Source organism: Saccharopolyspora gregorii, from assembly GCF_024734405.1.
In the GTDB taxonomy this organism is placed as follows: Bacteria; Actinomycetota; Actinomycetes; order Mycobacteriales; family Pseudonocardiaceae; genus Saccharopolyspora_C; species Saccharopolyspora_C gregorii.
In genome coordinates this window covers 5,483,700-5,504,854 of record NZ_CP059556.1, presented here as the reverse complement: position 1 = coordinate 5,504,854, position 21,155 = coordinate 5,483,700, and the positions used below count along the sequence as shown (strand labels likewise).

Here is a 21,155-nt window from a genome sequence, read left to right as displayed (position 1 = left end):
TTCTGATGCTCGGTCTTTCCGGATGCGCTCTTGGTGGTTCAGGCGATGGTGAATCGGAGTCGGCCTCGCCTTCGGCTTCGAAGGGTGCCGCGTTGGAGAGTTTCGACCCGTGCACCTTCTTCAAACCTGAAGAGCTGACATCGTACGGAGTCTCCACGCAGGCGGAAGACTTTACGTTGGTGAGTTTCCAGCCTGGTTGTGCGTGGAACGGCGATAAGATGGACCTCGCCCTCCAAAAGAACGTGGACGAGACCGTGGAAAGTCTCGAAAAGGGCGGTTCGTACGACGAGTACACGCGGATCGATATCGCGGGGCGCGAGGGGGCTCGCATGATCGCCCCGGGGTTCACCGATCAGGGCGGATGCGTCACGGTCGTGCCGACAGGTGGCGGAATCGTGCTGTACCAGCTGACAGCAATGATGCGCGACTCCGTCGCCGACCCGTGCGGGGAGATCGAGAAGATCGCCGAGCAGACCGCCTCGCGGCTTCCTGCGTGATCCGGGGTTCGTGGAGGACGAACGACGGCGCTGCCGGGAGCCGGGCTGTGTATCGGTTGCCATCCGGTTCGCTCGAACCGGTGACCACCGGAGCGGCGTCGCGCTAAAGTGTCTTCCGTTCACTGGGGAGATCATCGGAGTCCAGAGGGGCCTGGGGATGACAAGCGCAGAGGCGGGCGGCTTCGCCGCGGCGAAGGAAGGTCTGAAGGCGATCGGCGCCCAGACCCAGTCGATCAACCAGCAGGTCAGCGCGGGCAAGCTCGCCCTCGACCCCCAGGTCGCCGAGGACGCGGCCAAGCGGGTGGAAGAGGAGATCGAGGCGCTGCAGCAGCTGACCCAGAAGATTCATTCGCTGAGTCTGGTAAAAGGTTTGGGCGACTATCCAGATGGTCAGCAACTTGCAAAGCGTTTTCAGGACAAGGCGGCCGATCCTGACGCGGGAGCCTTCGCACTTGTTCGCAAGTTGCAGGAAGAACTCCAAAAGCAGGCTGACGCGTTTCGCGGGGCGGCCCGCGATTACCGTGCCACCGACGAGCAGAACGCCGACGATCTCAGGCGAGGTATGCAGTGAATAAGATTTCCCGGACGCTCACCGCGACTGTTGCGGGACTTTGCTTGGTGACGTTGCCTTCGTGTGCCCTCGGCGGACAAGGTGGCGGAGTGGAGCCATCCGGGGCGCCGTCGGAGGCGGAGGGGGCTGGTCTGGGGAATTTCGATCCCTGCACCTTCTTCAAGCCTGAAGAGCTGACATCTTTCGGCGTCTCGACTCAAGCCGAAGACTTCACGCTAGTCAGCTTTCAGCCTGGCTGCTCGTGGGATGGTGAGCCCATGAGCCTTGCTTTGCAGAAAAACGCCGACGAGACCATTGACAGTCTCAGCTCGGGTTCTTGGGATGAATTCACTCGAATCCAGGTAGGCGGTCGGGAAGCTGCTCGCGTGATCCCGGCTGGCGGGGGTGGGCAGGGCGTCTGCACTACGGTCGTGTCCGCTGGCGGCGGCGTCGCTCTCTACCAGCTCACCGCCTACATGCGCGACTCCGTCGCCGACCCGTGCGGGGAGATCGAGAAGATCGCCGAGCAGACCGCGTCGCGGCTTCCGGAATGATGTGGGGGAATCATGGGCCTGATCAGCATGATCGACAACGCCGGTTCGCGCGTCTTCGGATACGAGAGCTCGGCTGAGAAGGAGCGCAAGGAGCACGGCGAAGAGGCGAACCGGATCGCCCAGCAGCAGCAGGCGCAGCTCGCCCAGCAGAACGCCGGGATGGACGTGCAGGGCTTCGACAAGCCGGCGATCACGCAGTGCGTCAACTGGGGCGGCTTCGACCACGCGCAGATCTACTCGACGAACCAGGACTCGATCGACCAGGGCAAGGTCGGCGAAGTCGCCCAGGTCTGGATCGAGTTCGCGAAGGAGTTGCGCGGTCGCGGCGAGAACTACGCGACGGACGTGCAGCGCATCGTCGAGGGCGGCTGGGAGGGCGAGGCCGCGAACACCGCCAAGGAGGTCGGCAAGCCCGCCTCGGACTGGATGCGGGCGAGCGCCGACGCCTTCGAGGTGACCGGCAACAACTTGAACGCCGCCGGTGAGGCCGCCGGGCAGGCGCGGAACATGGTGGACCAGCCGGACGGCTACAGCGTCGGCCGCGGTGTCGCCGCCTCCATCCCGTTCGGTCCGGCGGGTGCGGGCTTGGACGCGCTCGGGCAGATGGAGGAGCGCGAGCAGGCGGAGAAGGCCGCGCAGGAGACGATGGGCCGCGTCTACAGCCCGACGCTCACCCAGGTCGACTCGAACATGCCGCAGTACACCGGCCCGGACGGTTCGACGAAGGAACCGCCCGCGGCGACGCAGCCGGCCGGTACGGACTGGGGGACCGGTCCCGGCGCGAACGGGGTCGGTCCCGGCACCGGTGGTGGTATCGGCACCGGTGGTGGTGGTATCGGCGGCGGTACCGGTGGTGGCGGCCTGCCCGGCGGCGGCTACGGCTCCGGTGGAACGGGTGGTTTCGGCGGTGCCGGGAGCCACCCGGGCTCGCCGTCCGGGTCCGGCAGCCAGTGGTCCGGGCCGGCGTACGGCCCCGGGGCCGGTGGCGTTCCCGGTGGAACGGGTGGTCTCGGTTCCGGCGGCAGTGGTGCCGGTGCAGGTGGCGGCATCGGTGCCATCGGTGGCCTCGGCGCGGGCGGCGCCGGAGCCGGTGGCGCGGGCCGCGGCGCGGGTGGCCTCGGTGCGGGGGGCGGTGCCGGTCGCGGTGCGGGCACGAGCGGCGTCGGCGCGGGTGGCCGCGCGGGTGTCGGCGGAACGGGTGCCGGTGCGGGCGCGGGTGCGGCCGGTGGCGCGCGCGGTGCGGGTGCCGGTCGCGGTGGCATGGGCGGCGGCATGGGTGGCGCCGGTCAGCGCGGCCAGAGCGGCGAGGACGCCGAGCACGAGCGCCCGTCGTGGCTGGAGGAGCACGACGACATCTGGATGAACGACATGCCCAAGACCGCACCGCCGGTCCTGGGCGAGTGATTCGACGCCGACCGGCCGCGGGGGGCCGGTCGGCCACCGCCAAGGGTCGGCGGCTTGGTATCTGCACTTCACAGGGGAGAGAACGCAGTGACCGCTTTGGGCTCGTGGCAGTTGCCTCCGGTGCACCTGGACGTGGCGCTCAAGTACCTGGGGATCGAACGGTTGACGCTGCCGTTGACCAGCAGGTCGGCCGGGTACACCGCCGAGCAGTTCACCCGCATCGCGAAACCCGAACTGGAACGGATGCACGCGAGCGGCGTGGCGGTGGCCGACGAGATCGCACCGCCGCTCGCGGCGGCGCTGAAGGTGCTCGCGACCCCGTTCCTGTGGGTCGATTCGATCTGGTTCCCGCAGGTCGGCGCGGACCACTGCTGGCGGGCGCTGGCCGCGTTCACCGAGGGGAACCGGGTGGTGCTCGGGGTGCAGGCCCCGAGCGAGGACCCGAACCGGGGCGGGCTGCTCACCGTCGAGGTGCACGAGAACGTGCCGCTGCCGCAGGTGCTGCTGGGCACGCTGCCCCCGGCGCGGCCGGGCGGTCAGGGCCCGGTGCGGGTGCCGGCGACCTCGCTGGTGCCGCCGCAGCAGGAGGACTTCGACCGGTCGAGCATGCTGCGCTCGGTCGCCGAGGAACGCGGCAGCACGGGTGACCGGCAGGTGCGGCTGTACGAGGCCATCGGCGGGGCCCCGCACCACCGCATCGGCCAGCTCGCCGCGAACTTCCGGGACCGCAACGGTCGCAAGCACCGGTCGAAGGTCGTGTCCTGGTTCGACAACCTCGAACCGGACGGGCGCTACCTGAACCGGGTGGAACGCGGCAGTTCGGGCGAGCAGGTGCTGGCGCTCCTCCCGGCGGACGCGCGCGCCATCGGCGGCGAAGTGGACGCCCTGGTCGCCCAGGTCCGCGGCTGAGCGACGGGCCCGCGGTGCTCACCGCGCGTGGTCGTCCGCGCTCGTCGACGGGTGCGGACGCGGCGGCGGGCACCCGGGCGCGGCGGTCCCGTGGCCTGCGGCGTCGGTGGTGCCGGGTGCGCCTCCCGGCGCGCGTCCCGCGGAGCGGGGCCGGGCACGCAGCGCAGCGAAGGGGGTACGCGGCGCGTCACCCAGCGCACGTAGGCTGCGAGGCATGGTCGAACCCCCACTGCATCGCGTCACCCTGCCGAACGGGCTACGCGTGGTGCTCGCGCCGGACTCGGCGCAGGGCGCCTCCGGTCAAGCCCCCGTCGTGGGCGTCAGCGTGCACTATGACGTGGGCTTCCGCTCCGAACCGGAAGGCCGCACCGGCTTCGCGCACCTGTTCGAGCACCTCATGTTCCAGGGCAGCGAGAGCCTGGAGAAACTGGCGCACTTCCGCCACGTGCAAGGCTCCGGCGGCACGTTCAACGGTTCGACGCACCAGGACTACACCGACTACTTCCAGGTGCTGCCGTCGGCGGCCCTGGAGCGGGCGCTGTTCCTGGAAGCCGACCGGATGCGGGCGCCGAAGCTCACCGAGGAGAACCTGCGCAACCAGGTCGACGTGGTGAAGGAGGAGATCCGGCTCAACGTCCTCAACCGCCCCTACGGCGGGTTCCCGTGGATCCTGCTGCCGCCGGTGCTGTACTCCACCTTCGCCAACGCGCACAACGGCTACGGCGACTTCACCGACCTCGAGCAGGCGACGGTCGACGACTGCGCCGCGTTCTTCGACACCTTCTACGCGCCGGCGAACGCGGTGCTCACCATCGCCGGTGACTTCGACGTGGACCACGCGACGGAGCTGGTGCACCGGCACTTCGGCGACGTCCCGGCCCGCGAGGTGCGGTCCCGCCCGTCGTTCGCCGAACCGTTCCCGACCGAGCAGCTCACCGGCGTGCACACCGATCCGCACGCGCCGCTGCCCGCGATCGCGCTGGGCCACCGGCTGCCGGACCCGGTCGGGGAGCTGGACCAGTACCTGGCGAACATCGTGCTGGCCGCGGTGCTCACCGACGGCGACGCGTCCCGCTTGCAGCAGCGCATGGTGTACCGGGAGCCGCTGGTGGTGGACGTGCACGCGGGCTGCGGCCTGATGGGCGCGCCGCTGGACGCCCGCGACCCGGACACCTTCACCCTCACCGCGATCCACACGCCCGAGGTGGACGCGGAGCGGGTCGTGGCCGCGGTGGACGCCGAGCTGGAGTCGATCGCCGCGAGCGGTCCGACGGCGGAGGAGCTGTCCCGGGTGACGTCCCGCTGGGCCGCTTCGCTGCACCGCGAACACGACCGGGTCATCTCCCGCACCCTCGACCTGGGCAGCGCCGAGCTGATCCACGGCCGCGCCGAGCTGATCTCGGAGCTGCCGCGGCGCATCGCCGAGGTCGGTGCCGACGAGGTCGCCGCCGCCGCGAAGGCCCTCACCCCGGACGCGCGCGCCACCCTGCGCGTGCAGCCCGACTCGAACTCCGCAGGAGGTGCGGCATGACCCAGGCCACCCACCGCAGCGCCGAGGAGATCGGCCGCACCGAGGCGGGCCCGCGTCCGCTGCCGCCGCTGGGCGAGCCGCGCGCGCTGCGCACCCCCGACGTGGTCGACACCGAGCTGCCGAACGGGCTGCGGCTGATCGCCGCCCGGCACGGCGTGGTGCCGATGGTCGAGGCCAGGCTGCGCATCCCGTTCGCGGGCGAGGACCCGATGCACCCGGCGCGCGCCGAGGTGCTGGCCGAGACGGTGCTGACCGGTACCGCCGCCCGGGACCGGGTCCAGGTGGACACCGACCTGGCGGCCGTCGGCGGCGAACTGCACGCCGTGGTCGACCCGGAGCGGCTCAGCTTCGTCGGCAGCGCCCTGTCCAGCGGGCTGGGCACGCTGCTGGAGGTGCTGGGCGACGCGCTCACCGGCGCCGCCTACGCGGCCGACGAGGTCGCGGGGGAGCGGGACCGGCTGGTGGAGCGGCTCGCGGTGGCCCGCTCGCAGCCGCGCGTCATCGCCCGCGAGGAGCTGCAGCGGCACCGCTACGGCGACCACCCGTTCGTCCGCGAGGTGCCGCAGGCCGCCGACGTCGGCCAGGTCGGCCCGGAGGACGTGCGCGAGCTGCACGCCCGCGCGGTGCTGCCCCGCGGCGCCACCCTGGTGCTGGTCGGCGACATCGATCCGGACACCGTGGTGGACGAGGTGACGCGGATCCTCGCGCCGTGGGACGCGGCGGGCACCGCCGCCGAGCTCCCCGCGCTGCCGCGGCTGCAGGGCGGCGACGTGCGGCTGGTGCACCGGGACGGCGCGGTGCAGTCGCAGCTGCGGATGTCCGCGCAGGGCCTGCACCGCACCGACGAGCGCTACCCGGCGCTGCAGATCGCGAACCTCAGCTTCGGCGGCTACTTCTCCTCGCGGCTGGTGGAGAACATCCGCGAGGACAAGGGCTACACCTACGGTGCGCACTCGTCGTTCGAGTTCACCCGTGGCAACGGCACGATCCTGGTGGACGCCGACACCGCCAGCGAGGTCACCGCGGCCGCGCTGCTGGAGATGCGCTACGAGTTCGGCCGCCTCGCGCTGGTCCCGCCGACGGCGGCCGAGGTCGAATCGGCCCGGCAGTACGCCATCGGCGGCCTGCTGACCTCGACGTCCTCCCAGTCGGGCCTGGCGTCGATGCTGTCGACGCTGGCCGCCTGCGGGCTGGACCACCGCTGGCTGAGCGCGCACCCGGACCGGCTGCGCGAGGTCACCGCGGAGCAGGTCGCGGAGGCGGCGCAGCTGTACGCGCCGACCTCGTTCACCGGCGTGGTGGTCGGGGACGCGGCGAAGATCGGCGACCAGCTGCGGGCGCTGGGCGGGGTGGTGCTGCCGTGACCGAGGCGTGCGCGGCCGCCGTCTCCGACGGCCCGGGCTTCCGGCTGGACTCGGCGCCGCTGCTGTCCCGCTCCACTGTGGACCGCACCGAGCTGCTGCGGGACGGCCCGGCCGCCGAGCAGTGGACCGCGGGCAGGGTGCTGCTGGTCGACGGCAAGGGACGCGCCCAGATCGCACCGGACGGGCGGCTCGTCTACGAGGACGCCGCGGTGTTCGGCGAGCAGCCCACGCCGCGCGCGGTGCTGCTCGGCGCGCAGGACGGCACCACCTACTGGGCGCTGCGCACCGAGCGCGACGGGGCGCAGGAGGGCTGGCAGGACCTGCGGGTCGCGGGCGCCCAGCTCGACGACACCGACGCGGGCCTGCTCACCACGGCCGTCGGGCTGCTGAACTGGCACGACCACTCCCGCTACTGCGCGGTGTGCGGCGCGGCCACGAACCGGGTGAAGGTGGGTTGGGCGCGGCGCTGCTCCGGTTGCGACCGCGAGGAGTACCCGCGCACCGACCCGGCCGTGATCTGCCTGGTCCACGACGGCGCCGACCAGGTGCTGCTGGCGCGGCAGCCGGTGTGGCCGCCGGAGCGGTTCTCGGTGCTGGCCGGGTTCGTCGAGGTCGGCGAGTCCCTGGAGGCCTGCGTGCGGCGCGAGGTCCAGGAGGAGGTCGGCGTGCTGGCCACCGAGGTGCGCTACCTCGGCAGCCAGCCGTGGCCGTTCCCCCGCTCGCTGATGCTGGGCTTCGCCGCGATCGCCGACCCGACCGAGCCGCTGCGGCCCGCGGACGGCGAGATCGAGGAGGCCCGCTGGGTGTCCCGCGCCGACGTGCAGGCCGCGATGCGCACCGAGGACGGCATCATCCCCGGCCTGCGGCTGCCGCCGAGCGTGTCCATCGCGCACCGGATGCTGAAGGGCTGGGCGTTCTGGGCCTAGGCCCGTGCCTGCGGTCCGGCGGTTCCCCGCCCGTGCTCGGCGGCGAGCACGGGGCCGGGGACGGCCGGCCCGCCGGTACCAGGCGCCGTGCATTCCGCGCCGCGGCTCGGACCGGTCCTCGCCCGCCGGTGCCCTGCTCCACGACGCGGCCGGCGTGACGCGCTGGAACGTGCCGCGGCCTCCGCTCCAGGTGGCCGTCTCCTTCGGAGAGCTTCCGAGCGGGCCGCGCGCGTCGACGCGCGGTGGGGTTGCCGCCGCCGGGCGGGGCGGTTCTGCGAGGATGCCCGGCATGGCCGATCAACCGCGACTGCTGGAAGGGCTCGATCCGGAGCAGCGGGCGGCGGTCACCGCGCCACGCGGCCCGGTCTGCGTGCTCGCCGGCGCCGGTACCGGCAAGACCCGCACCATCACGCACCGCATCGCGCACCTGGTGCAGCTCGGCCTGGTCGTCCCCCAGCAGGTGCTGGCCGTGACGTTCACCGCCCGCGCGGCGGGGGAGATGCGCACCCGGTTGCGCGCCCTCGGCGCCGCCGGGGTGCAGGCGCAGACCTTCCACGCCGCCGCGTTCCGGCAGTTGCGCTACTTCTGGCCCCGGGTGCACGACACCCAGGTGTGGCCGCTGGTGGACAACAAGTTCCGGCTGGTCGTGCAGGCAGCGAACCGGGTGGGCCTGTCCACCGAGAAGGAGTCGGTGCGCGACCTAGCCGGTGAGATCGAGTGGTCCAAGTCCTGCCTGGTCTCGCCCGACCAGTACGCCACCGCCGCCGCTCGCGCGGGCCGCGACGTGCCGGTCGTGCCGCAGCAGCTGGCGAAGGTGTTCGCCACCTACGAGCAGCTCAAGAACGACGCGCGGATGCTGGACTTCGACGACCTGCTGCTGCACACCGTCGCCATCCTGGAGGAACACCCGGAGGTCGCCGAGGAGTTCCGCGGCCGCTACCGCTCCTTCGTCGTCGACGAGTACCAGGACGTCAACCCGCTGCAGCAGCGGGTGCTCGACGCGTGGCTCGGCAACCGGGACGACCTGACCGTGGTCGGCGACGCGAACCAGACGATCTACTCGTTCGCCGGGGCCGCCCCGAAGTGGCTGGTCGGCTTCCCGAAGCGCTTCCCGGACGCGACCGTGGTCCGGCTGGAGCGCGACTACCGCTCGACCCCGCAGGTAGTGGCGCTGGCCAACAAGGTCATCGGCGCCGCCCGCGACCGCCCGGCGGGCACCCGGCTCAAGCTCATCGGGCAGCGCCCGGACGGTCCCGAACCGGATTTCGCCGAGTACGACCACGAACCGGCCGAGGCGGAGGCCATCGCCCGCAAGATCGCCGCGCTGGCCGGCCGGGGCGTGCCGCTGTCCGAGATCGCGGTCCTGTTCCGGGTGAACGCCCAGTCCGAGGTGTACGAGAAGGCGCTGTCCGACGCGGAGATCCCGTACCAGGTGCGCGGCGGCGAACGCTTCTTCAACCGCACCGAGGTGCGCCAGGCCGTGGTGGCGCTGCGCGGCGCCGCGGGCCGCGGCGACGAGCCGGGCGCGGACCTGCCCGGTTCGGTGCGGGCGGTGCTGGCCGACGTCGGGCTCACCGACGAGCCGCCGGTGGGCGGGTCGGCCCGGGAGCGCTGGGAGTCGCTGATCGCGCTGGTGGAGCTCGCCGAGGAGCTCGCGGCCGTCGCCCCGGAGGCCGACCTGGCCCGCTACGTCGCCGAGCTGGAGCAGCGCGCCGAATCGCAGCACCCGCCGACGGTGGAGGGCGTCACGCTGGCCTCGCTGCACTCGGCGAAGGGCCTGGAGTGGGACGCGGTGTTCCTCGTCGGGCTCGCCGAGGGCACCTTGCCGATCCAGCACGCCGAGGACGAGGCGGGCGTCGAGGAGGAGCGCAGGCTGCTCTACGTCGGCGTCACCCGCGCCCGCGAGCACCTGCACCTGTCCTGGGCGCTGGCCAGGGCCGCCGACGGGCGCCGCTACCGCCGCCGCAGCCGGTTCCTCTACGGCGTCATCCCGGACCGGCACCCGGCGGCGATGCCGGCGAAGACCAGGACCCCCGAGCCGGGGCCGCCGCGCAAGCAGGCCACGCCGCGCTGCCGCACCTGCGAGTCGGTGCTGGTGAGCACGATGGACATCAAGCTGGGCCGCTGCTCGACCTGCCCGTCGGACGTGGACGAGGGCCTGCTGGACAGGTTGCGCGCCTGGCGCAGCGACCGGGCGCGGCAGCTGAAGGTCCCCGCCTACGTCGTGTTCACCGACGCCACGCTCACCGCCATCGCCGAGCAGCGCCCGTCCGACGAGGCGGCGCTGGTGGCGATCTCCGGGATCGGCGCGAGCAAGGTCCGCAAGTTCGGCGACGACGTGCTCTCGCTCGTCCAGCGCGAGCACGGCCGAAACTAGCCGCTGAGCAGGAGTTTCTCCTCCATCGGCGGAATCTCGGAAAATCGGTTGCGGCGCGCTTCCCGCGCCTCATAGTCTGCACAGCACAAGCCGAGGTGTTCGGAACCCGGCGCGATCCGGAGGGGAGGTGGCAGCGATGACCGGCATTCAGACGCTCGGTACCCCTGGCCTCCTCATGTCCGGGGGTATCGCGCTGTTCCGCGGTCGTTCCACGACCCTGCCCGGTTTCGACCGCGCCATCGCCACGCCGCGTCCGACGGACGGCGGCCGTCCGGTCGATGGCCGCACCGCGCCGGTTCGCGCGGAGCTCGATCCTTGATCCGCTGATCTAGGACGCGCTCCAGGCTCTTCTTCAGAGGCCGCGAACCCCGCAACCGGGTTCGCGGCCTTTTTCGCGTCCGCACTTCGCGAAGCAGCGCCATTCGAATGTGTTCCTGGGGAGTTCCCCACCGTCGGTCCGGGCACGTGCACTGCCCTGAACGGTCAGGAGGAGAGATGTTGACCACCAGCGTCCGGGTAGCACCCGAGCGAAGAGCTGACGACGCCGGAGGTGGCGGCGCGGTCGGCGCGCTGCTGGACGAGGTCACCGACCAGGGCGAGGGGGTGCCCTGCCGGCAGGACCCGGATCTGTGGTTCGCCGAGAGCCCCGGTGACCTGGAACGGGCCAAGACCCTGTGCGGGCACTGCCCGCTGAAGCAGCGCTGCCTGGAAGGCGCGCTGTCCCGCGGCGAACCGTGGGGAGTCTGGGGAGGCGAGATCTTCGAACGCGGCGCGGTCGTCGCCCGCAAGCGCTCCCGCGGCCGCCCCCGCAAGAACCCGGCCCCCGCCGAACCGGCCGCACGCGGCCCCCGATCCGAGGAGAACGCGGCATGACCTTCCCCGCCCGCACCCGCAACCACGTGAACGACCTGGTCGAACCGAACGCGAAGGACACCACCCGAATGCTCATGCCCGAAGACATGGCGCGGATGCGACATCACGACCTGCTGGTCGAGGCGCACCGGCACCGGCTGGCCCGCCAGGCCACGGCCGGGCGCTGGTGGCGCCGGTTGGCGCACTACGCGCAGCAGCGCGCGGACCACGCGGAGGGGGCGATCACCGAGCCGTAGAGTGCACGTTCGTGGCTCACTCGCACGACGGAATCGACTGGGACGCCAAGATCGCGCGGCTGCGCGAGGGCGACGAGCTGGCCGGGCCGGAGACCGCCGATCTGGTGCGCGACCTGCTCCGGCCGCAGGACCGCACGGTGATCGACGTCGGTTCTGGGGCGGGGGGCGCCGCGACCGCGTTCGCGGACGCCATGTGGGACACCGGGGGCACGGTGATCCTGGTGGACTCCGCGCCGGAGCTGCTGGCGGAGGCGGCGCGCAACACCGCCGCCACCGCGGGCCCCGACGTGCGGGTGCTGTCCGTGCAGGCCGACGTCGCCCGCGGCGACCTGTCCGCGGTCGGCCAAGCCGACCTGGTGTTCGCCTCGTTCGTCGTGCACCACCTGCCGGACCAGCTCGCCGGTCTGCGGCGGCTGGTCAAGCTGGTGCGCCCCGGCGGGCGGCTCGCCCTCGTCGAATCCGGCCTGGAGCCGCGGGTGCTGCCCTGGGACGTCGGCGTCGGAGAGCCCGGCCTGGAGGCGCGGCTGGCGGCCGCCCGCGCCGAGTGGTTCCGCGAGATGCGCGAGCAGATGCCCGGTTCGACGCGGCTGAAGGTGGGGTGGGCGCAGGCCATGGCCGATGCGGGCCTGGACGACGTGCTCACCTGGACCCAGCTCGTGGACCGCCCCGCCCCGGTGTCCGGGGCCGCGATGACCGCGGTGCTGCGCAGGCTGGAGTGGCTGCGCCGGGGAGCGGAGGGGCGGGTCGCGCAGGCCGACCTCGACGCGGTCGACGCTCTGCTGGACCCGGACGGCCCGCACTACGCGGGGAACCGGGACGACGTGCACTACCTGCTCGCCCAGACCATCCACGTCGGCACGTTGCGCTGACCCGCGGACGGGTTCGTGGCGCGAGGAGACCCGGTGGCGGCTCCGGTGGTGACGGCGCACCGCTCCGACCTCGGAGCCTCGACGGGCCTCAGTCGGCGGCGGGTTCGGGGTCGGCGAAGCCGGGTTGCCAGCGGTCGATGATCGCGCGGGCCGCGAACTCGGCGTCCAGCTGGCACAGGATGCCCGTGGCGCCGAGCGTCACCCGGTGGATCAGCAGGTAGTCCGGGGGCAGGTTCAACGCCCGCCCGGTGCGGAAGTCCGGGCTGCGCAGGTCGCCGACCCGCTCGGCCTGCTGCTGCATCCAAGACCGGGTGAAGTGGAACCGCTCCTCCCGCACCGGGTCCACGAACGGTCCCAGGTAGGCGAGCACGTCCTCGGCGCGCAGCTCGCTGCCGGTCTGCACGAAGCGGTCGGCGCGCAGCAGCTCCAGCAGCTCCTCGGCACGTCCCTCCACCGCGAGCCGCAGCATCCGGCCCATCTCCGCGGGCAGCCCCTCGGGCAGCCGCGCCACCGCGCCGAAGTCCAGCACGATGAGCCGGCCGTCCGGTGCGAGCAGGAAGTTCCCCGGGTGCGGATCGGCGTGCAGCAGCCCGGACCGCTCGGGGGAGGAGAAGTGGAACTCGGCCAGCAACCGCCCGGACCGGTCCCGCTGCTCCCGCTCGCCGTCGGCGATGACCTCGGAGAACGGGGTGCCGGTGATCCACTCGGAGACCATCACCTGCGGAGCGCTGGCCACCACCTTCGGGATCAGCACCTTCTCGTCCCCGTCGAAGGCCGCGGCGAAGGCGCGCTGGTTGTCGGCCTCGGTGCGGTAGTCCAGCTCCTCGACCATCCGGTCCTGCAGCTCCGCCAGCAGCGGCTTGATCTCCGCGCCGGGAGCCAGCGACTGGAACAGCCGGGAGAACCGGCTCAGCTGGCGCAGGTCCGAGCGCAGCGCCTCGCCCGCGCCCGGGTACTGGATCTTGACGGCGACGTCCCGGCCGTCGTGCCACACCGCGCGGTGGACCTGCCCGATGCTGGCTGCGGCGGCCGGGACGTCGTCGAATTCAGCGAAGCGGTCCCGCCAGGTCCGCCCCAGTTGTTGCTCCAGCACCCGCCGCACGCTGGTCCCGGACATCGGGGGAGCGGCGGACTGGAGCTTCGTCAGCGCCTCGCGGTAGGGCTCGGCCATCTCGTCGGGCACCGCGGCCTCGAACACGCTCAGCGCTTGGCCGAACTTCATCGCGCCGCCCTTGAGCTGTCCCAGCACCGCGAACAGCTGCTCGGCCGTGCGCGCCGAGAGTTCCGCGTTGATCTCGTCGGCGGACTGGCCGCTGAGGCGCTTGCCCCACCCGGCGGCCATCCGCCCCGCGACGCCCAGCGGAAGGCTGGCCAGTTTGGCGGTGCGGTGCGCCGCCCGGCGGGGAATGTCGGTCACGAGGGCTCCTTTGCCGCGCGCAGGAGAACCGCCCCGGCTCCGAAAGGGGATCGGATTCCGGGGCCGGAGCACATCGTAGTGGTTCACCGACCGGTTGTGGGGTGCCCGAACCCCGCGTGGGTCGTGGCCCGTCCCGGAACGCGCCGGTCACGACGCGGGCGGGACGCGGTTCCACGTGCGGCGGGCCTCCGGTCGAGCCGGGCCGCACGGGTTCCACCACCGGTCCTCAGGCCTTGCCGAGGATCCGGGTCATGCGGGTCCCGCACACGGGGCAGGTGCCCTTGGCCATCCGTCGGCCGTTGGTCTCCGTGATCTCGCCGTTGAAGTCGCGCTTCTCCCGGCATTTCACGCAGTAGCCGTTGTAGGTGTCGGCCACGGCGTCCTCCTTGGTGTTGTGATCGCTACGGCGCGTGCCCGGCCGGACCGCGCTGGAGGAACCGTACAGGTGGCCGTATCGATATCACTGCATTGAGCTGATCGCATGTTAGGGGGAATGGAGTAATTCGTTAGGTGATCACGCGCAGTAGGCATGTGGAAAACCGCACTGCGATGTCCGGACGTCGGTGCCACTCGCTAAGGTCAGATCTCGTGGCAGAACCGCAGGTCGAGGTGCGTCGCAGCAAACGGCGGCGACAGACGGTCAGCGCGTACCGGGACGGCGACAAGGTCGTCGTGCTGCTTCCGGCCCGGATGAGCAGGGCCGAGGAGAAGAAGTGGGTGGCGGAGATGCTCAGCCGCCTGCAGCGCAGCGAGACGCGCCGCCGCTCCCCGGCGCGCGACTCCGACGCGGCCCTCGCCGAACGCAGCCGGGAGCTGTCCGAGCAGTACCTCGACGGCCGCGCCGAACCCCGCTCGATCCGCTGGGTGCCGCCGATGCGCACCCGCTGGGCGTCCTGCACCCCCAGCACCAAGCACATCCGGATCAGCGAGCGGTTGCGGGACGTGCCGAGCTGGGTGCTGGACTACGTGCTGGTGCACGAGCTCGCGCACCTGCTGGTCCCCGGGCACGGCGACGACTTCTGGAAGTGGGTCAACCGGTACCCGAAGACCGAACGGGCCGTCGGCTACCTCGAAGGTCTCTCCGCGGCCGCCAACCTCGGACTCACCGTGGACGGTGACCCGGAGGGCTGAACCGCCCCGAACGCGAACGGCGCCCCCGAGGAGCACACCTCCGGGGCGCCGTCGCGTCTTATCACTTCGAGCCGGGGCCGGACTCGTCCTCGTCGTCGGACTTCTTCGGGTTCTGCTCGCCGGACGCGGAGCCCTGCTCGCCGGAGGTCGTGCCCTGCTCGCCGGGAGCAGAGCCCTGCTCGCCGGAAGCCGCGGCCTGCTCCGCCTCCTCGGCGCGCTTGATCGCCGCGATCGGGTCGTCCAGGTCCGAGGAACCGCCCCAGCGGTCCGCGAAGTCCAGCGGCTCGTCCAGGTCGGCGGCGTCCGGCAGCAGGTCCGGGTGGTCCCACACCCGGTCGCGGCTGTCCAGGCCGTGCCGCTCGGTCATCAGCCGCCACAGGTTCGCCGCGTCCCGCAACCGGCGTGGCCGCAGCTCCAGGCCGATCAACGTCGCGAACGTCTGCTCGGCGGGGCCACCGCTGGCGCGGCGCCTGCGGATGGTCTCGCTCAGCGCGTTCGCACCCGGGAGCCGTTCGCCGAGGGCGTCCGAGACCACCACGTCGACCCAGCCCTCGACCAGGGCGAGCAGCGTCTCCAGCCTGGTCAGCGCGGCTTCCTGCTCCGGCGTGGTCTTCGGTTCGAGCAGGTTGGAGCCCATCAGCTCCTGCATCGAGCTCGGGTCCGTCGGGTCGATCTTGCTCGCCAGGTCCTCCAGCGAGGAGGTGTCGACCTGGATGCCGCGCGCGAACTCCTCCACGGTCGCCAGCAGCCGTTGCCGCAGCCACGGCACGTGGCTGAACAGGCGGTGGTGCGCCGCCTCCCGCGCGGCGAGGAACAAGGTCACCTCGTCCAGCGGCCGGTCCACGCCCTCGGCGAACCGGGCCACGTTCGCGGGCAGCAGCGCCGCGGTGCCCTCCGGCGCCAGCGGCAGGCCCACGTCGGAGGAGGTCAGCACTTCGGCGCCGAGCTGCGCGAGGCTGTTGCCGAGCTGCGAGCCGAAGCCCAGCCCGCCCATCTGGCCGAGCATGGACAGCAGCGGCCCGGCGGCCTGCTTGGCCTCCGCGGGCAGCGCCTCCATCCAGGCGGTGGACATCCGCTGCGCCACCGGGTCGCACAACCGCTGCCAGGTCGGCAGGGTCTGCTCCACCCAGTCCACCGACGACCAGACCTTCGTGGTGCGCGCGCCCGCGGGCAGCGCCGTCGTCGGGTCGAGCCACAGCTCCGCGAGGTGGACCGCGTCCTGCGCGCCCTTCACCTCCTGCTGGCTGGGCCGCTCGGTGCGCTCGTTCGAGTGCAGCTGCTGCACCGCGAGCTGCTTGGCCAGGTCGTAGTTGACCGGCCCGGAACCGCCGCCGCCCGAGTGGCTCAGCACCTGCCCCAGCTGGGAGAACATCTGTCCCAGCTGGCCCATGTCGAAGTTCATCCCGCCGGGCATGCCGCCCATGCCGCCACCCGGCAGCGCGCCGCCGCCGAAGCCGAACCCCGGACCGGGGTTCTGACCGGAGTCACCGGCGCCACCGGAGCGCCCTTCCGACGACTCCCCCTTGTCGCGGTCGTCGTCGGGATCCTGCGGGCTGAACCCGAACGGCATGTCATTCATGCCTCCACCGTACGCGGATCGCGTCGAACCGGATAAGTCGCTCGGCGACCCGCGGGGGCCGATGTCGCAGCGTGCGGCTCGGTTCCGCGATCACCCGCCCGGAGATCGCGCCGGAGGCGGCCACGTACCCTGTCGCCTCGTGAGCCGTCGAACCTGGACGTTATTGACCAGCGTCATCCTGGTGGCCGCTTTCGGGCTGCTCGGGGCGTTCGCCCCGGTGCCGTTCGTGGCGCTCGGTCCGGGACCGACCTACAACACGCTGGGCGAAGAGGCGGGCACGCCGGTCATCCGGATCGACGGCCAGCGGACCTACCCGACCGCCGGGCACCTGAACATGACCACGGTGTCGGTGACCGACCACCTGTCGATGCTGGGGGCGCTGGGGCTGTGGGTCAGCGGCCGGTACGCGCTCGCGCCGCGCGAGGTGTACTACCCGCCGGAGAAGACCGAGCAGCAGATCGAGCAGGAGAACACCCAGGCGTTCAACGACTCGCAGACCGACGCGGAGACCGCGGCGCTGCACCACCTGGGCTACCCGACGAAGGTGCTGGCGGGCACGGTCGTCACCGGCAGCCCCGCCGACGCGGTGCTCGAACCCGGCGACCAGCTGATCGCGGTCGACGGCAAGCCGATCACCGATCCGCCCGCGCTGCAGGCCGCGGTCGCCGCCAGCAAGCCCGGCGAGCAGGTCCGGCTGACGTTCCGCCACGGCGACGAACCCGAGCGCACGGTGCCGGTCGTGCTGGGCACGAGTTCCGACGGCCGCCCGCAGGGCTTCCTCGGCGTGGGCGCGGTGGGGCGCCCGGACGTGCCGTTCGACATCAAGATCAGCCTCGCCGACGTCGGCGGGCCCTCGGCCGGGCTGATGTTCTCGCTGGCGATCGTGGACAAGCTGACGCCCGGCGAGCTCAACGGCGGGAAGTTCGTCGCGGGCACCGGGGAGATCGACGCGGTCGGCAACGTCGGCCCGATCGGCGGCATCCCGTTCAAGATGACCATGGCGCGGGAGGCCGGGGCCACCACGTTCCTGGTGCCGGCCGGGAACTGCTCCGAAGCGAAGTCGCACGCGCCGGAGGGGCTGCAGCTGGTGCGCGTCGGCACCCTCGACGAGGCGACGAAGGCGCTCGACACCCTGCGCGACGGCGGCGCCCCGCCCAGCTGCTGATCCGGTCGGGCCGCCGGTCCGCCGCCGCGGGCCGGCTAAGCCGTCGCGAAGGTCTCGTGCAGCGCGCGCAGCAGGTTCGGCGCCAGCGACGGGTCCTGCACCAGCTCGCCGTCGCCGCCGCTCTCCCGCAGCCGCAGCACGCAGGTCTCGTTCCCGACCCGCAGCACCGCGGCCACCAGCCGCGCCTCCTGCCGGTCCGGGTGCTCCGCCGCCGCGCGGCGGGCCTCCTCGTCGTCGTCGGTGGGCAGCCCGGCCTCCGCCTCCGGCGGCAGCACCACGATCTCCTGCACCAGCGCGCACCCGACGACCTGGTCGGGCCACTCGATGCGGGCCAGCGCCTCCGCCAGGTCCTCCGCGGGCAGCGACTCCTGCGCGATCGGGGTCAGCACCGACTCGGCGTCCAGCTCGGCGGCCAGCGACGGCTGGGCGGCCAGCAACTGCTCGGTCGGCACCAGCGCGAAGATCTGGGTGGGCTGGTCCCAGCCCGCTGCGGCCACGAACTCCTCGACCTCGCGGGCCGCGCCGGGAAGGGCGGCGGCGAGGTCATCACCATGAGCGGCTGACATGCCGCACATCGTCGCACCCCGCACCCGGCCGTCCCGCGCCCGACCGGCGCACCCCGCCGCCCGGACCCGCCGCGACCGGGCGGACCCGCCATGACCAGGAGAAGCGATGTCGGATTCGCCGGAATTCGAGTGCGATCGGGGGAACCCTCGGCGGCATCGTAGAGTTGAACATCGCGAGGGGAGTCGTCCCCGGCCCGTCGATCGTCGCCTGGAGTGTGCGCTGTGGCCATGCGGCCTGTAATGCCGAAACTGTCCCGGCGGAGCCGGATCCTGCTGATCATCGGCGTGGTCGTGCTCGCCGGCCTGATCATCTGGTCCAGCTTGGTCGGCGCCTACGTCGACTGGCTCTGGTACGGGGAAGTCGGCTACCGGGGGGTCTTCACCACCCAGCTGCTCACCCGGATCGGCCTCGGCGTCGGAGCCGCGCTGTTCCTCGGCGCCGTGCTGCTGCTGAACCTGTGGATCGCCTACCGCACCCGGCCGGTGTTCGTGCCGATCAGCGGACCCGACGACCCGCTCGCCCGGTACCGCACCCTGATCAGCGCCCGGCCCGCCGCGTTCGCGCTCGGCATCCCCGCCGCGGTCGCCGTGCTCGGCGGCCTCGCCGCGCAGGCCGACTGGCAGACCCTCCAGCTGTTCCTGCACAGCGTGCCGTTCGGGCAGACCGACCCGGAGTTCGGCCACGACATCAGCTTCTACACCTTCCAGCTGCCGTTCTACCGCTGGCTGCTGTCCTGGGCGTTCGTCGCGATCACCGTCGCCTTCATCGGCGCGCTCGTCACGCACTACATCTTCGGCGGCGTGCGGCTCGCCGGCCGCGCCGGGCAGCTGTCCGCGCCCACCCGCGTGCAGCTGGCCGTGCTCGCCGGGCTGTTCGTGCTGCTCAAGGCGGTCGACTACTTCTTCGACCGGTACGACCTGCTGCTGTCCCAGCGGAACTCGCTGTTCACCGGTGCCACCTACACCGACCTGAACGCCGTCATGCCCGCGAAGCTGATCCTGCTGTGCATCGCGGTGTTCTGCGCCCTCGCGTTCTTCGCCGCCGTGTTCTTGCGCGACCTGCGGATCCCCGCGCTCGCCACCGTGCTGCTGGTGCTCTCCAGCGTGCTCGTCGGCGCGGTCGGGCCGGCGCTGCTGGAGCAGTTCTCCGTGCGCCCCAACGCCAACCAGCGCGAAGCCGAATCCATCCGCCGCAACATCGCCGCCACCAGGCAGGCCTTCGACATCGGCGAGGACAAGGTCGAGGTGCACGACTACCCGGGCGTCACCAACCTCCGGCCCGAACAGGTCGCCGACGACGCGGGCACCATCCCGAACATCCGGCTGCTCGACCCCAGCGTCCTGTCCGACACATTCACCCAGCTCACCCAGCAGTACAACTTCTACGGCTTCCCCGACAAGCTCGACGTCGACCGGTACCGGGACGCCAAGGGTGAGCTGCAGGACTACCTCGTCGCCCTCCGCGAGATCAACACCGCCGGGCTGGCCGCGAACCAGCAGTCGTGGATCAACCAGCACATGGTCTACACCCACGGCAACGGGTTCGTCAGCGCGCCCGCGGACCGCGTCGACTCCACGCTCGAAGAAGGCCGCACCCAGGGCGGCTACCCGGTGTTCTCCGTCAGCGACGTCGCCAACGACGGTCGCGGCGAGATCCCCGTCGACCAGCCGCGGTCCTACTTCGGCGAGCTCGCCTCGACCTACGCGATCGTCGGCGGCGACCCCGGTGAGGCGCCCCGCGAGTACGACACCGACAGCAGCGCCTACACCTACACCGGCCAGGGCGGCGTGCCCCTCGGCAACTGGTTCAACCGGCTCGTGTTCGCCGCGCACTACACCGAGCGCAACATCCTGTTCAACCAGGCCATCGGCGAGAACTCGAAGATCATCTACGAGCGGAACCCGCGCGACCGCGTGCAGAAGGTCGCGCCCTGGCTCAAGGTCGACGGCGACCCGTACCCCGCCGTCGTCGACGGCCGCATCAAGTGGATCGTCGACGGCTACACCACGCTCAACAACTACCCGTACTCCGAGCTCACCGAACTCGGCGAAGCCACCAACGACACCCTCCCCGGCGTCCAGCGGCAGCCCAACCAGCAGATCAACTACATCCGCAACTCGGTGAAGGCCACCGTCGACGCCTACGACGGCAACGTCGAGCTCTACGAAACCGACGACACCAAGCCCGACCCCGTCCTCAAGGCGTGGGAAGGCGTGTTCCCCGGCGTCGTCAAGCCCAGCTCCGAGATCAGCCCGCAGCTGCGCGACCACTTCCGCTACCCCGAAGACCTGTTCAAGGTGCAGCGCTCCCTGCTCACCGAGTACCACGTCGACGACCCGTCCGACTTCTACTCCACGCAGACCTTCTGGGAAGTGCCCCCGGACCCCACCAGCGGAGGCCAGGGCGGCGCCGCCGACGAAGGCAACCAGCAGCCGCCGTACTACGTGCTCGCCCAGGTCGAAGGACAGCAGCAGCCCACCTTCCAGCTCACCAGCGCCCTCACCGCGCTGCGGCGGCAGAACCTCGCCGCCTGGGTCTCCGCGTCCTCCGACCCCCGCGACTACGGCAAGCTGACCGTCCTGCGCCTGCCCACCAACACCCAGACCCCCGGGCCCAACCAGGTGCAGAACCAGATGGAGTCCACCCCCGAGGTCACCGAGAACCGGACCCTGTTCAACAACCCCAACGTCAACGCGATCTTCGGCAACCTGCTGACCCTGCCCGTCAAGGGCGGACTGCTCTACGTCGAACCGATCTACATCCAGCGCAACGAGCAGGACTCCTACCCGCAGCTCGCCCGCGTGCTCGTCTCCTTCGGCGGCAACGTCGGCTTCGCCGAAACCCTCCCCAAGGCACTCGAACAGGTCTTCGGCGCGGGCGCGGGCGACGCCACCGGCGACGGCCAGGCCCAGAAACCGCCGGAGCAGAAGCCCGGCGGGCAGCCCCAAGCCCCGGGGCAGCAGCCGACGCCCGAACTCCGCAGCGCCGTCAACGACATCCAGAGCGCGCTCGAACAAGTGCGGACCGCGCAGCAGTCCGGCGACCTCGGCAACCTCGGCGGGGCGCTCCAGCGGCTCGAAGGCGCCGTCGGACGCTTCGAACAACTCCAAGGCAACGGCGGCTGATCGGCCGCGGGCCGGCCCGACGCGGCCGGCCCGCGCCGCCACCAGCGGAAACGTCCTCAAGGGACCCCGCCTGCGGCGGTG

General features: G+C 71.9%; 20 protein-coding genes. 16 read left to right on the top strand and 4 right to left on the bottom strand.

From position 1 onward, the window contains the following. Nucleotides 1-5: 5 nt before the first annotated feature. The 13 genes from H1226_RS24025 to H1226_RS23965 all read left to right on the top strand — a co-directional run bounded on the left by H1226_RS24025 (nt 6) and on the right by H1226_RS23965 (nt 12,090). Nucleotides 6-497 carry a DUF3558 domain-containing protein gene (locus H1226_RS24025; protein ID WP_258342892.1) on the top strand — a complete coding sequence of 164 codons (492 nt, stop codon included), beginning with the start codon at nt 6-8 and terminating at the stop codon, nt 495-497. Between the two features lie 157 nt (nt 498-654). Further along, nucleotides 655-1,068, top strand: a complete 414-nt coding sequence (locus H1226_RS24020; RefSeq protein ID WP_258342889.1) for a hypothetical protein — start codon at nt 655-657, stop codon at nt 1,066-1,068. A gap of 89 nt (nt 1,069-1,157) precedes the next feature. Further along, nucleotides 1,158-1,601, top strand: a complete 444-nt coding sequence (locus H1226_RS24015; protein WP_258342887.1) for a DUF3558 domain-containing protein — start codon at nt 1,158-1,160, stop codon at nt 1,599-1,601. 12 nt (nt 1,602-1,613) lie between these two features. After that, nucleotides 1,614-3,005, top strand: coding sequence for a PPE domain-containing protein (locus H1226_RS24010; protein WP_258342885.1), 1,392 nt, complete (start codon nt 1,614-1,616; stop codon nt 3,003-3,005). 87 nt (nt 3,006-3,092) lie between these two features. Further along, entirely contained in the window at nt 3,093-3,914 is an 822-nt protein-coding gene (locus H1226_RS24005) for an ESX secretion-associated protein EspG (RefSeq protein WP_258342883.1), read from the top strand. A gap of 214 nt (nt 3,915-4,128) precedes the next feature. Next, nucleotides 4,129-5,445 carry a M16 family metallopeptidase gene (locus tag H1226_RS24000; protein WP_224955983.1) on the top strand — a complete coding sequence of 439 codons (1,317 nt, stop codon included), beginning with the start codon at nt 4,129-4,131 and terminating at the stop codon, nt 5,443-5,445. After that, nucleotides 5,442-6,809, top strand: a complete 1,368-nt coding sequence (locus tag H1226_RS23995) for a M16 family metallopeptidase (protein ID WP_224955982.1) — start codon at nt 5,442-5,444, stop codon at nt 6,807-6,809. Before H1226_RS24000 ends, H1226_RS23995 begins: the two co-directional genes overlap by 4 nt. Further along, nucleotides 6,806-7,735, top strand: a complete 930-nt coding sequence (gene nudC, locus H1226_RS23990) for an NAD(+) diphosphatase (protein WP_258342880.1) — start codon at nt 6,806-6,808, stop codon at nt 7,733-7,735. Before H1226_RS23995 ends, nudC begins: the two co-directional genes overlap by 4 nt. Nucleotides 7,736-8,024: 289 nt before the next feature. Then, nucleotides 8,025-10,112, top strand: a complete 2,088-nt coding sequence (locus tag H1226_RS23985) for an ATP-dependent DNA helicase UvrD2 (protein WP_258342878.1) — start codon at nt 8,025-8,027, stop codon at nt 10,110-10,112. A gap of 136 nt (nt 10,113-10,248) precedes the next feature. Next, the gene (locus H1226_RS23980) at nt 10,249-10,431 is read left to right on the top strand and encodes a hypothetical protein (RefSeq protein ID WP_224955979.1); all 183 of its coding nucleotides are present in this window, start codon (nt 10,249-10,251) and stop codon (nt 10,429-10,431) included. 176 nt (nt 10,432-10,607) lie between these two features. Further along, nucleotides 10,608-10,985: a WhiB family transcriptional regulator gene (locus tag H1226_RS23975; RefSeq protein WP_258342875.1), complete on the top strand. Its 378-nt coding sequence runs from the start codon at nt 10,608-10,610 to the stop codon at nt 10,983-10,985. Next, on the top strand, nt 10,982-11,221 hold the full coding sequence (locus H1226_RS23970; protein ID WP_224955977.1) for a hypothetical protein: 240 nt from the start codon (nt 10,982-10,984) through the stop codon (nt 11,219-11,221). Before H1226_RS23975 ends, H1226_RS23970 begins: the two co-directional genes overlap by 4 nt. An 11-nt stretch (nt 11,222-11,232) precedes the next feature. After that, nucleotides 11,233-12,090: a class I SAM-dependent methyltransferase gene (locus H1226_RS23965; RefSeq protein ID WP_258342862.1), complete on the top strand. Its 858-nt coding sequence runs from the start codon at nt 11,233-11,235 to the stop codon at nt 12,088-12,090. Between the two features lie 88 nt (nt 12,091-12,178). Here the strand turns inward: H1226_RS23965 and H1226_RS23960 are convergent, their stop codons facing one another. Together H1226_RS23960 and H1226_RS23955 are read right to left on the bottom strand one after the other, a co-directional pair. After that, nucleotides 12,179-13,507, bottom strand: coding sequence for an ABC1 kinase family protein (locus H1226_RS23960; protein ID WP_258342860.1), 1,329 nt, complete (start codon nt 13,505-13,507; stop codon nt 12,179-12,181). A gap of 226 nt (nt 13,508-13,733) precedes the next feature. After that, the gene (locus H1226_RS23955; RefSeq protein WP_224955974.1) at nt 13,734-13,883 is read right to left on the bottom strand and encodes a DUF5679 domain-containing protein; all 150 of its coding nucleotides are present in this window, start codon (nt 13,881-13,883) and stop codon (nt 13,734-13,736) included. A 212-nt stretch (nt 13,884-14,095) separates the two neighbouring features. Here H1226_RS23955 and H1226_RS23950 point away from each other — a divergent pair, with 212 nt between their 5' ends. Continuing rightward, on the top strand, nt 14,096-14,638 hold the full coding sequence (locus H1226_RS23950; RefSeq protein ID WP_258342856.1) for a M48 metallopeptidase family protein: 543 nt from the start codon (nt 14,096-14,098) through the stop codon (nt 14,636-14,638). A gap of 61 nt (nt 14,639-14,699) precedes the next feature. Here H1226_RS23950 and H1226_RS23945 read toward each other — a convergent pair whose 3' ends face one another. Further along, the gene (locus H1226_RS23945) at nt 14,700-16,217 is read right to left on the bottom strand and encodes a zinc-dependent metalloprotease (protein WP_258342854.1); all 1,518 of its coding nucleotides are present in this window, start codon (nt 16,215-16,217) and stop codon (nt 14,700-14,702) included. A 163-nt stretch (nt 16,218-16,380) separates the two neighbouring features. On the opposite strand from H1226_RS23945, the gene H1226_RS23940 reads away from it, so the two are divergent. Beyond that, nucleotides 16,381-17,382, top strand: coding sequence for a YlbL family protein (locus tag H1226_RS23940; protein ID WP_258342852.1), 1,002 nt, complete (start codon nt 16,381-16,383; stop codon nt 17,380-17,382). Between the two features lie 35 nt (nt 17,383-17,417). Here the strand turns inward: H1226_RS23940 and H1226_RS23935 are convergent, their stop codons facing one another. After that, the gene (locus H1226_RS23935; RefSeq protein ID WP_258342849.1) at nt 17,418-17,948 is read right to left on the bottom strand and encodes a PPA1309 family protein; all 531 of its coding nucleotides are present in this window, start codon (nt 17,946-17,948) and stop codon (nt 17,418-17,420) included. Between the two features lie 240 nt (nt 17,949-18,188). Between H1226_RS23935 and H1226_RS23930 the strand changes: the two genes are divergently transcribed. Then, nucleotides 18,189-21,074, top strand: coding sequence for a UPF0182 family protein (locus tag H1226_RS23930; protein WP_258342847.1), 2,886 nt, complete (start codon nt 18,189-18,191; stop codon nt 21,072-21,074). Nucleotides 21,075-21,155 lie beyond the last annotated feature (81 nt).

What these genes read in the sequence shown, in the direction of transcription:
- H1226_RS24010 (WP_258342885.1), top strand. Translation starts at nt 1,614, where the DNA reads ATGGGCCTGATCAGCATGATCGACAACGCCGGTTCGCGCGTCTTCGGA.
- H1226_RS23975 (WP_258342875.1), top strand. Translation starts at nt 10,608, where the DNA reads ATGTTGACCACCAGCGTCCGGGTAGCACCCGAGCGAAGAGCTGACGAC.
- H1226_RS23995 (WP_224955982.1), top strand. Translation starts at nt 5,442, where the DNA reads ATGACCCAGGCCACCCACCGCAGCGCCGAGGAGATCGGCCGCACCGAG.
- H1226_RS24025 (WP_258342892.1), top strand. Translation starts at nt 6, where the DNA reads ATGCTCGGTCTTTCCGGATGCGCTCTTGGTGGTTCAGGCGATGGTGAA.
- H1226_RS23980 (WP_224955979.1), top strand. Translation starts at nt 10,249, where the DNA reads ATGACCGGCATTCAGACGCTCGGTACCCCTGGCCTCCTCATGTCCGGG.
- H1226_RS23970 (WP_224955977.1), top strand. Translation starts at nt 10,982, where the DNA reads ATGACCTTCCCCGCCCGCACCCGCAACCACGTGAACGACCTGGTCGAA.
- H1226_RS24000 (WP_224955983.1), top strand. Translation starts at nt 4,129, where the DNA reads ATGGTCGAACCCCCACTGCATCGCGTCACCCTGCCGAACGGGCTACGC.
- H1226_RS23985 (WP_258342878.1), top strand. Translation starts at nt 8,025, where the DNA reads ATGGCCGATCAACCGCGACTGCTGGAAGGGCTCGATCCGGAGCAGCGG.
- H1226_RS24020 (WP_258342889.1), top strand. Translation starts at nt 655, where the DNA reads ATGACAAGCGCAGAGGCGGGCGGCTTCGCCGCGGCGAAGGAAGGTCTG.
- H1226_RS23930 (WP_258342847.1), top strand. Translation starts at nt 18,189, where the DNA reads ATGCCGAAACTGTCCCGGCGGAGCCGGATCCTGCTGATCATCGGCGTG.
- H1226_RS23935 (WP_258342849.1), bottom strand. Translation starts at nt 17,948, where the DNA reads ATGTCAGCCGCTCATGGTGATGACCTCGCCGCCGCCCTTCCCGGCGCG.
- H1226_RS23945 (WP_258342854.1), bottom strand. Translation starts at nt 16,217, where the DNA reads ATGAATGACATGCCGTTCGGGTTCAGCCCGCAGGATCCCGACGACGAC.